Origin of the sequence: Paenibacillus sp. PSB04 (genome assembly GCF_025809195.1) — a bacterium.
Lineage (GTDB): Bacteria > Bacillota > Bacilli > Paenibacillales > Paenibacillaceae > Paenibacillus_AQ > Paenibacillus_AQ favisporus.
Map to the genome: position 1 here is coordinate 3,178,657 of NZ_CP081301.1, position 11,781 is coordinate 3,190,437.

General features: G+C 57.9%; 12 protein-coding genes and 1 riboswitch. Of the genes, 8 read left to right on the plus strand and 4 right to left on the minus strand.

Translation table 11 applies throughout. The features are described 5' to 3' along the window. Positions 1-72: 72 nt before the first annotated feature. The 3 genes from K2F33_RS14640 to K2F33_RS14650 form a co-directional block, all read right to left on the minus strand. Positions 73-201, minus strand: a complete 129-nt coding sequence (locus K2F33_RS14640) for a YjcZ family sporulation protein (RefSeq protein ID WP_208629380.1) — start codon at positions 199-201, stop codon at positions 73-75. Between the two features lie 140 nt (positions 202-341). Beyond that, entirely contained in the window at positions 342-1,643 is a 1,302-nt protein-coding gene (locus tag K2F33_RS14645) for an aminotransferase class I/II-fold pyridoxal phosphate-dependent enzyme (protein WP_263882088.1), read from the minus strand. A gap of 164 nt (positions 1,644-1,807) precedes the next feature. After that, entirely contained in the window at positions 1,808-2,461 is a 654-nt protein-coding gene (locus tag K2F33_RS14650) for a pyridoxamine 5'-phosphate oxidase family protein (protein WP_076174095.1), read from the minus strand. 206 nt (positions 2,462-2,667) lie between these two features. On the opposite strand from K2F33_RS14650, the gene K2F33_RS14655 reads away from it, so the two are divergent. The 5 genes from K2F33_RS14655 to K2F33_RS14675 all read left to right on the plus strand — a co-directional run bounded on the left by K2F33_RS14655 (position 2,668) and on the right by K2F33_RS14675 (position 7,432). Continuing rightward, the gene (locus K2F33_RS14655; RefSeq protein ID WP_263882090.1) at positions 2,668-4,131 is read left to right on the plus strand and encodes a MocR-like pyridoxine biosynthesis transcription factor PdxR; all 1,464 of its coding nucleotides are present in this window, start codon (positions 2,668-2,670) and stop codon (positions 4,129-4,131) included. A 189-nt stretch (positions 4,132-4,320) separates the two neighbouring features. Beyond that, complete coding sequence (locus K2F33_RS14660; protein ID WP_076174099.1) at positions 4,321-5,106, plus strand: AraC family transcriptional regulator; 786 nt, start codon at positions 4,321-4,323, stop codon at positions 5,104-5,106. A 91-nt stretch (positions 5,107-5,197) separates the two neighbouring features. Next, positions 5,198-5,320, plus strand: coding sequence for a hypothetical protein (locus tag K2F33_RS14665; protein WP_256992934.1), 123 nt, complete (start codon positions 5,198-5,200; stop codon positions 5,318-5,320). Between the two features lie 233 nt (positions 5,321-5,553). Then, positions 5,554-6,549 carry a phosphotransferase enzyme family protein gene (locus tag K2F33_RS14670; protein ID WP_263882091.1) on the plus strand — a complete coding sequence of 332 codons (996 nt, stop codon included), beginning with the start codon at positions 5,554-5,556 and terminating at the stop codon, positions 6,547-6,549. Positions 6,550-6,574: 25 nt separating this feature from the next. Next, complete coding sequence (locus K2F33_RS14675) at positions 6,575-7,432, plus strand: SDR family oxidoreductase (protein WP_263882092.1); 858 nt, start codon at positions 6,575-6,577, stop codon at positions 7,430-7,432. A gap of 18 nt (positions 7,433-7,450) precedes the next feature. On the opposite strand, the gene asd is transcribed toward K2F33_RS14675, so the two are convergent. Then, positions 7,451-8,245 (minus strand): archaetidylserine decarboxylase, encoded by a 795-nt coding sequence (gene asd, locus K2F33_RS14680; protein ID WP_089548444.1) that lies wholly within the window; start codon positions 8,243-8,245, stop codon positions 7,451-7,453. A gap of 280 nt (positions 8,246-8,525) precedes the next feature. Next, a riboswitch (TPP riboswitch) is annotated at positions 8,526-8,639 on the plus strand. A 79-nt stretch (positions 8,640-8,718) separates the two neighbouring features. Between asd and K2F33_RS14685 the strand changes: the two genes are divergently transcribed. The 3 genes from K2F33_RS14685 to K2F33_RS14695 are packed head-to-tail and all read left to right on the plus strand — an operon-like array spanning position 8,719 to position 11,754. Next, entirely contained in the window at positions 8,719-9,330 is a 612-nt protein-coding gene (locus K2F33_RS14685; protein WP_076174107.1) for an ECF transporter S component, read from the plus strand. Further along, positions 9,323-10,945, plus strand: coding sequence for an ABC transporter ATP-binding protein (locus K2F33_RS14690; RefSeq protein WP_263882093.1), 1,623 nt, complete (start codon positions 9,323-9,325; stop codon positions 10,943-10,945). The genes K2F33_RS14685 and K2F33_RS14690 overlap by 8 nt, the downstream gene beginning before the upstream one ends. Next, entirely contained in the window at positions 10,942-11,754 is an 813-nt protein-coding gene (locus tag K2F33_RS14695; protein ID WP_263882094.1) for an energy-coupling factor transporter transmembrane component T family protein, read from the plus strand. The genes K2F33_RS14690 and K2F33_RS14695 overlap by 4 nt, the downstream gene beginning before the upstream one ends. The last annotated feature ends 27 nt before the right edge of the window (positions 11,755-11,781 follow it).

Consider the following 11,781-nt stretch of genomic DNA (forward strand, 5'->3'; position numbering starts at 1 on the left):
TTGGTGCATCCGTCCAAACTGCCGAGAGCTCAGCAGTCGGCTTGGATGCGATTTGCCTGTTTACTTTTTCGATTATAACCAGAAAGAACGAGTGATGATAACCAAGAGGATGAAGAGAACCAGGATAGCGCCTGTGTTGCCAAACAATCCGTGGCAATGTCCATATCCGTATCCATATCCGCCTCTTACTTCTTCGCTCATTGTGCATTCCCCTTTACAGTGGTTTGTTTTTCGTTACACCGTATCCTATGTCTAGGGGGGCTGCTGTGCTTGGGCAATCACCCGTTCTTTCCCAAAAAAATAGGTTGTTGATGGTTGCCCGCTAAATGGTACTTCCGTGCTTATTTCCGCTGCAGATCCTGAACGCCCTGATAGATCAAATCGAACAGGTCTTCGAGATATTCCTCGTCGATGCAGGAGAACGCGATGCGCAGGTCATGCTCGCCTAGGGCGATGGTGCCGACTCCGTATTGGTGGATCAAGTGGCTGCGCAGCTCCTCGGCCGACACGCCTTTCAGCTTCAGGCACATGAAATATCCGGAATTAAACGGATAGTACTCCCACACATCACCGTACTTGCCGCTGTCCAGCAGCGATTTCACTTTGTTGGCTCGGCCTTTCATGATGTGGAATTTCTCTTCTTTCTGAGCCGCGAAATCAGGCGACTTCAGCGCGTCCAGCACGAAGGTCTGGGAAGGATGGGGGCCGCTGGAAATCGTCGCGCGAATGATGCCAAGTGTCTTTTGCTCGAGGGCGGCGAGCACGTTGGTATCTTGGGAAGCGTAGGTGATGAAGCCGACGCGGAATCCCCAGACGAACTCCTCTTTGGTGGCACCGTCGACTTTAACGGCCAGTACGCGCGGATGGATATCCGCCAATTTGCCGAACAGCGACTCTTTGAGGGAGTCCTCAAAGAAAAGGCCGAAATAGGCATCGTCCGTAACCGCCACGACATTGATGCCGGCTTCGGCGGCTTCCTTGATGGCAGCGACGATGGCTTCGCCTTCCGCCGGACCCGGGGTGTAGCCCGTCGGATTGTTCGGAAAGTTGAGCAGCACGACGGCTTTGCCTTTGTCCTTCTGGGCCAGCAGGGCTTCGCGAAGTCCGTCACTGTTGAAGGTCATGTCCCCGGTGAACAGCGGATAATTGACCAGCTCGCCATGGCGGCGGATGCCGAAGGTCAGCTCGTAGTTCTCCCAGTTTTTGTCCGGATAAATCACGGCGTCCCCTTCGTCCACGAACAGATCGGCCACGATGCTGAGCCCGTGGGTCAGGGCGTTCGTCACAATCGGGCTGCTGACCGTTTTGCCCGCGAGCGACGGGTTTTCTTCGATCATTTTCGCCAGCCAGGCAGCGCGCAAATCGGGTTTGCCTGCGGGCGGTGCGTATGGGTACAGGTCCTTCGGCGCAAACGCGGACAGCTTCTCTTGGATAGCAGCCAGATGCATCGGGATGCCCCGTTCGGTCGCAATGCCGATCGTTGCGTTATATTTTTTGGCATGGCTGGTCGCTTCCGCGGATTGGCTCAGGATGCCTTCCTTCGGAAAATAGATTTCCTGGCCGAGCTTGGACAACATTTCGTACACATGCGCGTTGCCGGCTTTCAAACTTTCGTTCAACTGTGCAGCGAGTGGGTTTAACATGGTTTCCATCCTTCCAAATCTGTGTAATGATAGGCTTTTGCAAGGTATATGCCATTTTAACTGCCTAACATTATATCACCTGCGATGAGAGCCGTCACGGAAAAAGGAAAAGGATGGTTGTGCTGTGAAAAAGGCTCTCTAAGGCGCTTGGTGAATCATGCCGCTTACTCTTCTTCGGAATAGGGATCCGGGGCCAAGGTTTGCTGCATATGAGGGCAAGCGCTGCTGCGAATCAGCTCCATCGTCTCCCGGTCCTTGCCGCGGCCTCTGGCGTCCAGACCCTGCAGCACCTGTTCCCTTTTGTCCTCCGTCAAATTTTGCCCAAACTTGAACTTCGCAGTAATTCGGTCGGGAACGATCCGCAGAACGGCGACACCGCGCAGCCTGGAAGCGTATTTGGGATTGGCCGCGTCAATGGGGGCGTAACCACCCTCGGGCTGGAGCTTGTTCATAAACAGGGTAAAAGCTGCTGCTTTCTCTTCCAGGTCCTGTACGATTTCGACCCGTCCCGATGCGGTCACGCTCTTGAAATACGAAGTGGCGGGGCAGGCCATCAGTGGGTCGGTAAAGTAGGAAGGAATGATCGCATATTCCTCCGCGACGCTGAAGCTCACCGCGGGATTGGCGGCGAGGTGGTCCATTTTTTCGCCGAAACGGCTGCCATGCATGTAGAACATGCCTTGATGATACACATAGTTGATCGGAGTCACCCGGGGATGTCCGTCTTCACCGAGGGTTCCCAGGAAGCCGAAGCTCATCTCCGACAAAAACGCCTCGATTTCTTCCTCACGCGTCACTTCAAATTCATTTCTTCTCATTGGTTTTCTCCTCCTTGATGCATCGCTTGCCGATCGGCGGTCATCGCTGCGGTGACAACAGCATAACGGGAATATTGACAAGGAAAAAGGTCCAATTTAGAGTATTTTTTATAGTCCATTTTGCTGGCGGCTGAGACGATAAGCGGTCACGGGAGGAAAAATACGTTTGTTGCATCTGGTTCCGCAGCAATGGAAGGGAGGACGGCATGGAGATATCCCTGCATCTGGAAACTTATATTGAGAAACACCGGTACAAGTACCTGGCGCTGTATCACGCTTTGAGGGACGCCATTATGGAGGGGAGGCTGCCTGGAGGAACGAAGCTGCCTTCGACCCGCGAGCTCGCGGATCAATACGGCTTGTCGAGAGGATCGGCCGCCTTAGGTTACGATATGCTGGTGTCGGAAGGCTATGTCCACAGTGAAGTAGGCCGGGGGACCTTCGTGGCTCAAGCGGGACCTGCGCCAACAGCAGGGGGGGATGCGGCTGCCGCACCGCTTGCCCTATCCCGTTGGGGAGAGCGGCTGCTAGAGCTCCCGCCAATCCCGAGATCCGGCGGCGGCAAGGCTCCCGCCGGCATCGACTTGGGGGGAGGCGGGATGAGCATGGAGCTGTTTCCCTATGCGGAGTGGCGCAGCGCCATGGCCTATGCAGGAGGCCGGGGTGGAGAGGATATGCAGCGCGGCGCTGATCCCGCCGGGGACCTTGGCCTCCGGCAGGCGCTCGCCGCCCATCTGCGCGTCACGCGGGGAATTCATACCGATCCGGAGCAAATCGTGCTCTTCAGCGGATCAATGCAGGGTATTACCCTTCTCTTTCAGCTGCTGCTGAATGAAGGCGAGGCGGCCGTGCTTGAAGATCCGTGCTATTCGGGAATCATCCGGGCGGCGGCTGCCTGCGGAGCGGAAGTGATTCCGGCTGAGGTCGATGTCCACGGCATCCGTCTGTCCGATTGGGACGCCCGCCTTGTACTGGTGACGCCGAGCCGCCAGTACCCGACCGGCGCCGTCCTGACGCTGGAGCGGCGCCGGCAGCTGCTGGACTGGGCGGAGCGGCACGAGGCGGTCATCCTGGAGGACGATTACGACAGCGAGTTCCGCTTCGGCGGCAGGCCGATCGAGCCGCTGAAGACGCTGGATACGCGGGATCGGGTCATTTATATCGGCTCCTTCTCGAAGACGATGTTTGCCGGGCTGCGCCTGGGTTACGCCATTGTCCCCCAATCGCTCGTGGATGCGGTGCTGCGGGCCAAAACGCTGTACGAGCCGCTGACGACAGGGCTGCTTGAGCAGCGGGCGCTTGCCCGGTTTATGGCCCGCGGCGATTATGGCCGGCATCTCCGCCGGCTTACGCGGATCTACGGTGCCCGCCACCGCCGTTTCTGCACCCGGATGCGGGAGAAGGCGGGGCATCTGTTCTCGCTGATGCCGGGAGATTCCGGCCTGCATGTGTATGCCTATTGGTTGCAACCGCCGGAAGCTTTTGCAGCCTTTACAGCCGCAGCAGCGGCTCGTGGCGTAACGTTCAGGGACGCGTCCGGCTACAGGATCCAGCCGGGACTGCCGGCCGCCTTTTTCAGCTATGCCCGATGGGATGAGCGGCAGCTGGAGGAGGGGGTTGACCGGCTGGCTGCGGCATGGGAGGATATCCGGCATCGTATGAACGAATAGTCGAAGGCAGATCCTGTAGACTGTGTGCGGTTATTTACGGCTTTGGGAGAAGGCGCGATTTTGGACAGGCCTACAGGGGCGTAAACCCGTCGGAATCCCAGGGGGATGGGCCGGATGTGCAAAAACCGCGCCGAAATAGTATCATAGGGAGGAAAGATATGAGTCTATGATATAGGGGGGAATGACGACATGCTGCACGCATCGCCGTCATCTTTTGAAATATTGCCGTCCCTCGCCAAAATTGTGTGCGAGCCCGGCTGGAAATGGCAGAAGCGCGAGAAGGCGCTGGAAAATTACGATTTATTTTACGTATGGAGCGGGGAAGGGACCGTCATCCGGAATGACGAACCGTATGAGGTCGGCAAGGGGAGCTGCTTCCTGTTCAGGCCCGGCGACCACACGAGCGCCACGCACAATCCGCAGAAGCCGCTCGTTCTGACTTACAGCCACTTTCGGGTGTCCGAGCCTGTGACGGATATTCCGCTGCCGTACCGGAAGCTGACGGAAACCGTTGACTTTGAATACATGCTTGCCCGCTACGTCAGGCTGTTTCTTGTGAACACCTTCGCCGCCCAGGAAGAGGGGCAGCTCATCCTGAAGCAGCTGATGATCCATTTGCTCCGGCACGACCGGCAGCAGCCGGAGGAGAAGAAGGTCAGCAACCAGCTGACCGAGGTGATTCACGAGATCGCCAATTACATTCAGCAGCATCCCGGCTTACCGCACCGGGTCGAGGATCTGGCCGCCCGCGCCGGGTTGTCGCCGCGGTATTTCTCGATCAAATTCAAGGAGCTGATCGGCTCACCCGTTCAATCTTACATTATCCGGACGCGGATCGACCGGGCGCAGCATCTGCTCCTGCATGCCGGCATGAACGTCACGGAGGTGGCCGATGCGCTCGGATACCGCGACATTTTTTTCTTCAGCCGGCAATTCAAGCAGTATACGGGCAAGAATCCGTCCGAAATCCGGTAATTGTTTCCTGCTGTTTCGCGGTCTTCCCCTTTCGGGTAATAAGCTTCAAGCTTGCAAATGCACCGAATAAACGAAGGGAGGAAAGAGTCGGATGAGCAGACGGCGGATTCGCAGGCGTGACGGGTATGCCGCAGCTGCGGCGGCGCGGGGGAACGGCCGTAACCGGATGCGCCGGTTCAGACCGGTCAGCATCATGAGCGACGTATGGTTTTAACCCCACTCGTTAACCTTTTTTATGAACTTCATCACACCTGATATAAATGATGTCTAAGAGCAGCGCGGGATGCCAGCCCGCCGCTGCTTTTTTGTGCGCGCATCATTAGATTGAAATGGTCAATAGTACCGGTTACGCGGAGAATACGGTTCGCGGTCGCGCCCTCCCCTGGCCTGCCGGCTTATGGTATGCTGTGGGAGCAAGGTGTTAAGCAGAGGATGGAGGATAGCGAAATGAATGAAGCATTCGGAGCAAATTCGGAGGACAGCCTGCGCCTCCTGCTGGTTCAGGCGGAGCAGGTGCTGATGTCCGCACTGGAGAAGTTTGGCATTAAGGAGGAACATGCGGAATTTATCCAAATTTCAGACCATATTACATACCGGGTGAGCGCGCGGTCCGGCGGCAAATTTTTGCTGCGGATCCATCCGGTGTCGGCCGACGTACCGGCCATCCGTTCGGAAATGATGTGGCTGAATTGGCTTTCTTCCCAAGGCCTGCCGGTTCCGGAAGGCGTAGCGGACCAGGAAGGGAATACCGTGGCGATCTGCGAGGCGGACCGAAGCCAGGGTTGGCCGGTGACGCTGCTGCGCTGGATCGAAGGGGAGCAGGCGGAGGGCGGCCTCGATGACAGGCAGGTGTACCGGATGGGCGTGCTTATGGCCAGGCTCCATCAGGCTGCGCAGAGCTTTGTTCCGCCGGAAGGGTTCGTCAGACCCGAATGGGGGGCTGCGAGCCTGACAGAAGATATGCAGCGGCTGGAACGGCGGCACCGCGCCTTTCTGAGTTCCGATGAATGGGCGCTTTATGTACAGGCGGCGGACCTCATCAGAGGGCGGATCGCCGCATGGCCTCCGGGCCCTTCCCGGTATGGTATGATCCATGCGGATCTCCACGAAGGGAACGTTGTATTCACGGACGGGGAACCTTGCCCGATCGATTTTGGCCGCTGCGGGTTCGGTTATTATGCCTACGACTTGGCGCAGGCGCTCATCGGTCTGTACCCGGCACAGCGGAGCATGCTGCTGGACGGGTACGAAAGCATGCGACTTCTTCCAAAGGAGAGCGTGTCCATGCTGGAAACCTTTTTCCTGCAGGCGGTCCTGGAGAATCAGGCGTTTCACGCCGGCAATCCGCAGGAAATTCCGTCGCTGAAGGAACAGAAGGGGTATATTCTGTCCGCGATCCGCAGCTACTTGGCGGATGAGCCGTTTTTGTTTCCGGCGAAATAACATCTGAACGGGGAGTGGAGCGCAATTGGGAGGACATGATGAGCGGCCGGTCGCGCTGGTCACGGGTGGTTCCAGCGGCTTCGGGCTGCTGGCCAGCGTGGAGCTGGCCGCCTCCGGATACACGGTTTTTGCCGGCATGCGAAGGCCGGAAGCGAGCGGGGAGCTGATGGACGCTGCGCAGACGGCGGGGGTAATACAGCATATTCACGTGGTTAGGCTGGATGTGACGGACGGGGGACAGGTGCTTGAGGCGGTATCGGGCATCCTGAAATCCCACGGAAGAATTGACGTGCTTGTGAACAATGCAGGCACCGCATACGGAGGAATGATCGAGGAGATTCCGATGGACGTGTGGAAGGCGCAGCTGGAAACGAATTTCTTCGGGATGGTTGCGGTCACCCAGGCCGTTCTTCCCGCGATGAGGGAGGCCCATCAGGGAAAAATCATTCAGATCAGCAGCGTCAGCGGGGCTGTCGGATTTCCCGGTTTTGGCCCCTATGTCTCGTCGAAGTTTGCTGTGGAGGGATTTAGCGAATGCCTTGCCCTAGAAATGCGGCCATTCGGCGTCGATGTCGTTGTGGTGGAGCCAGGTTCGTACGGAACGGCCATTTGGGACAAAGGATTTGCGCAGATGAGCGCCGCCGAGCGGTCACCCTACGAGCGGATGCTGAGCCAGGTGATGGCCTTTTCCCGTGACAACGCCGACCAGCGCGGCGATCCGGCCGATGTGGCCCGGCTGATCGCGAGAATCGCACGTATGAACAAGCCGGCATTCCGCTATGCGCTGCCTGCCGGCACACGCTGGACGATAAAGGCCAAGCAGCTGCTTCCGGGCCGGTGGTTTCAGCGGATTATGCTCGCGCTCCTAAGCAAAAAAGGCTGAGCCGGATTCGCTTCCGGTTCAGCCTTTATGCGGGTGCAGCTGACCGAGCAGCTGGCCCATGCGGACATGATCTCCGGTCCGGAGGTCTGTCCGCGGGGTGAATGCGCCGTCCTGGATCAGCAGCACGACGGTCGAACCGAACTCAAAATAGGCGAGCGGATCGCCGTTACGCCAGGAATTGGCGGTTTCGTCGTCGTAGCGGATGCTGCTGACATTCATGGCGCCGACTTTGACGACCGCGACTTCTCCCAGGGCTCCCTTGATATACGTTATCAGCCTCTCATTGCGGCACAGCACGGATTTCATCTGGGTCATGCCAAAATCATTGACCGGGTAGCACCGGCCCTTGATATGCTCGCTCTCCACTTTCACGCCTGTGATTGGAGAGTGGATCCGGTGATAGTCGGTAGGGCTGAGGTACAGCACAAAGACATAGCCATGTTTATATAACTCCAGGTGGGGAGAGAAATTAAGCAGCTCCGCCACCGAATAATCCTGCCCTTTCACGTTCAGAATCGTGCCTGAGGTGATTTCACCCATTGCGGTGATCTTGGCGTCGACGGGGCTCGTGAGTACGTGCTCGCCTTCGTGAATTGGACGCATGCCGGGCTTCAGCCGCCGCGAAAAAAATTCGTTGAGCGTGCGGTATTCATAGATTTCTTTCTCCGCTTCATGCGCCGGGATCTGATAGCTTTTGATAAACGTAGGGATGATCCCTCTGCTGAGTCGGCTGTGCGAGAAGCGTCCCATCATGGAAGAGAGCCACTTTCGCGAGGAGAGCTCTGTCATGAGCCGCAGTAATTTCTTTGTCATGCCTAATCTCCCTTCCATACGTGCCTGTAGCACTCTGAATATATTGACATAGAACGGCTACCAAATCAATATGCAACAAATCCTGAAAACCGCTCCGGAGAAAAATGGTATTGCCAATCCTTCGAGGATCATGTATTTTGGAATCAATACGGGCCCGACGTCGACTCATCGCGGCGAGGTGCCTGTTACACGGAATCGAACCCAAGCATCTATCGCTTTGGACGGCGATGGCTCCGGGACCAGGAGGCGGCGATGCCGCGCCTTGCGTTCATCTGTGTACATATGGGAATACGGGAGCTCGAGCGAATCGGGCTGAGAGTGCAGCTAATGAACCGCTGCTGACCGGGAATCTGATCTGGATAATGCCAGCGTAGAGAATTCAAGTCCTTTTATGGGCTTATTTGACGATCTCCCTCGCTTATCCAGGGGGTTTTTTTATTGCCCAATTTTGGAAAAAGAAAGGATGTTGTCAAATGAACAGCAGTACGATGCAGATGGATCGGCCGAAGGGGCTGAAGCTCAGCGACCTGCTCGTGACAATTCTGCTCTCCCTCGTGATCGGGGTGGTGTACCATTTTTGGGGTTCGGTGAACGACTTGTTCAAGCCGCTGTTTTTCCAAGCGGATGAGCTGATGTACGGCATGTGGTTCCTCGCTTCGACGCTTGCCGCGCTGCTGATCCGCAAACCGGGCGTAGCCCTCCTGGCCGAGGTTGCCGCGGCTCACGTAGAAATTCTGTTCGGCAGTGAATGGGGCCTTCAGCTGGCGATTTACGGCGTGGCGCAAGGTCTAGCCGCGGAGCTGATCTTCGCCCTGTTCCGTTACCGCAAATTCTCCATGGGGGTAGCGGCGCTGGCCGGCATGGCTTCGGGATTGGGATCATTCCTGGTGGATGTGTACTACGGCTACGTCACGGACTATTCGACATGGATGATCGTGTTGAAGTACGTGATGCGGTTAATCAGCTCGGCGGTACTCGCAGGGTACCTGGCGTATGCCCTGACCAAAGCTTTGGAAGCAACCGGAGTAACCCAGCTGCTCCGGCCGGTGACAGCCAAGGATTATGAAGCGCTCGATCATGACTGAGACTAACCGGGGTATCGCGACGATGCAGCATTCGGCAGTGCATGAGACGGGTCAAGGAGCGGATCAAAGGACGGATCAAGGGACGGATCAAGGGAGCGGGCAAATTGCCGTTTCGGTAACGGACCTGCGCCTGAAGTTTCCGGGTGAGAAGGCGTTCGTGTTCAAGGATGTTTCCCTGTCCGTGCCGGCCGGGGAAAAGGTGCTTCTGCTCGGCCCAAGCGGATGCGGGAAATCGACGCTGCTGCAGGTGCTCGGCGGGTTGATTCCGGCAGTCATTGACGTTCCGCTCAAATATGCGGACATTCGGAAGCCCCGCTCGTGCGGGTATGTATTTCAGGACCCGGATACCCAGTTCTGCATGCCGTATGTCGATGAGGAGCTGGCGTTTGTGCTGGAGAACCGCCAAGTAGCCAGGGAGGATATGGTGCCGCGGATGCGGGAGGCGCTCGGACGGGTCGGCCTGGACCTCGAAGAGCTGCACACTCCGATTGAACGGCTGTCCCTGGGGATGAAGCAGCGGCTCGCGCTCGCTTCGGTCCTTCTGCTGGAACCGGAAGTGCTCCTGCTGGATGAGCCCTCGGCGCTGCTGGACCCCGAGGGGAGACAGCAAATTTGGGAGGCGGTTCGCGGTGTATCGGCCGGACGGACCGTGCTGATCGTCGAGCACCGGATCGAAGAAATCGTGAACTGGGTCGACCGGATCGTTCTGTTCGCGCCGGACGGAAGCATTCTGGCCGACGGCAAGCCGGCCGAAATCTTCACGGCGTACCGCCGGACCCTTCAGGAAAATGGCATTTGGTATCCCGGCGTTTGGGAGGATTATATCCGTCACCGGGATACATGGAACAGCGGCCTGGTGCAATCCCCGCAGCAAGGTGCGGACTTGGCGGCGCCGGTCCTCTCCTTGCGGGGGTTTGTCGGTCTCCGCGGAGATGCGCCGGCGATTATGGTGGAAGAGGCGGAGGTATATGCCGGCGATTTTGTCGCCGTTGTCGGTCCTAACGGGGCGGGTAAAAGCTCCTTGCTGCTGAGCCTGATGCAGCTTCTTCCGACCGCCGGCAGCTACGTGCTGGAAGGCAGGCTGCTGCAGGGAAGGGGCAGGAAGCGGACCTGCCCTTCGGACCGGATCGGGTTCGTGTTTCAGAACCCGGAGTTTCAGTTTGTTGCCCAGACGGTACTGGAGGAGACGGCCTTTTCCCTTCACATGCAGGGCGGCATGTCGCGGGCTGAGGTGGAGCGTAAAGCCGAAGACTGCCTGAAGACGTTTCATTTGCACGGCTTGGAGAACCGGCATCCGTATCAGCTCTCGACCGGACAGAAACGCAGGCTGAGCGTTGCCACCGCGGCGGTGCGCCGTCAGGCGGTGTTGCTGCTGGATGAACCGACATTCGGGCAGGATGCCCGCAACGCCTTTGCCATCCTGGAATACTGCGAAGCGCTTCGCCGCAGCGGCACGGCGATCGTTATGGTGACGCATGAGCGAGAAATCGCTGAGCTGGCCGCTACCCAGGTATGGGAAATCCAAGGCGGAAGCCTGATAGCGATAAAGTCCGGGAGGCGGAGGCTTGCGGGAGAAGGCGCAGCTTCGGATGCGCAGGAGGAGGTGAGCGGATGAACCGGTTTTTGACTCCGAGCCGTCATACCTGGCTGCACCGGGCGAATCCCTCGCTGAAGCTCGCCTTGCTGATCATGTTGTTTATCGTTACGATTCAGACGCGAAGCATTGATTTTGCCGTCTATCAGGCAGCGGTCTACATCGCCCTCCTGTTTCTGCTCAGCGGTTATCCGGCATGGAAGGTGGGGCTGCTCGTTCTCTCCTTCAGCCTCGTATTCGTCTCTTCATCCCTGACGATGATCCTTTTCGGGAAAGGGGATCACGTCTGGTGGCAGTGGGGGCTGTTCCGCGTATCCGAGGAAAGCTTCTACCGCGGGCTGCACCTGGGATTCCGGGCGATTGCCTTTGCGGCAGAAGGACTGCTCTTCGTCATGACCACGCCGTCCGTCAAGCTGTTCTATTCGCTGATGCAAAATTTTCGCCTTCCCCCCAAATTCGCATACAGCTTCATGGCGTCGATCCGGCTGCTGTCCATCGTATGGGAGGAGTTTCTCATCCGCAGGCAGGCGCTGCGGATCCGCGGCGTGCGGACAGGCCGGGGGCCGAGTGGCCTCCTTCAGCATGTCCGGCTGTATGCGGTGCCGCTGCTGTCGCAGAGCATCCGCCGGGCGCACCGCGTTGCCGTGGCGATGGAAGCGAAGCAGTTCAGCGGGTCGGGGCGCAGAACGTATTATTATCCGTCGGCTTTCAGCAGGTATGACGGGCTGGCAGTTCTCATGTTCGTCATTGCCCTAGCGGCTGCGTACTATGCGGCCGCTGCCGTTCCCTGGTTCGGCATCGAAGATGTCAGGTACCATGGACAAGGTTAAGCCGTATGATAGCTATTAGCCGATGCA

Coding starts and splice junctions, on each gene's coding strand:
- K2F33_RS14640 (WP_208629380.1), bottom strand. CDS start 201: ATGAGCGAAGAAGTAAGAGGCGGATATGGATACGGATATGGACATTGC.
- K2F33_RS14665 (WP_256992934.1), top strand. CDS start 5,198: ATGAGCAGACGGCGGATTCGCAGGCGTGACGGGTATGCCGCAGCTGCG.
- K2F33_RS14645 (WP_263882088.1), bottom strand. CDS start 1,643: ATGTTAAACCCACTCGCTGCACAGTTGAACGAAAGTTTGAAAGCCGGC.
- asd (WP_089548444.1), bottom strand. CDS start 8,245: ATGACAAAGAAATTACTGCGGCTCATGACAGAGCTCTCCTCGCGAAAG.
- K2F33_RS14685 (WP_076174107.1), top strand. CDS start 8,719: ATGAACAGCAGTACGATGCAGATGGATCGGCCGAAGGGGCTGAAGCTC.
- K2F33_RS14650 (WP_076174095.1), bottom strand. CDS start 2,461: ATGAGAAGAAATGAATTTGAAGTGACGCGTGAGGAAGAAATCGAGGCG.
- K2F33_RS14690 (WP_263882093.1), top strand. CDS start 9,323: ATGACTGAGACTAACCGGGGTATCGCGACGATGCAGCATTCGGCAGTG.
- K2F33_RS14655 (WP_263882090.1), top strand. CDS start 2,668: ATGGAGATATCCCTGCATCTGGAAACTTATATTGAGAAACACCGGTAC.
- K2F33_RS14695 (WP_263882094.1), top strand. CDS start 10,942: ATGAACCGGTTTTTGACTCCGAGCCGTCATACCTGGCTGCACCGGGCG.
- K2F33_RS14660 (WP_076174099.1), top strand. CDS start 4,321: ATGCTGCACGCATCGCCGTCATCTTTTGAAATATTGCCGTCCCTCGCC.
- K2F33_RS14670 (WP_263882091.1), top strand. CDS start 5,554: ATGAATGAAGCATTCGGAGCAAATTCGGAGGACAGCCTGCGCCTCCTG.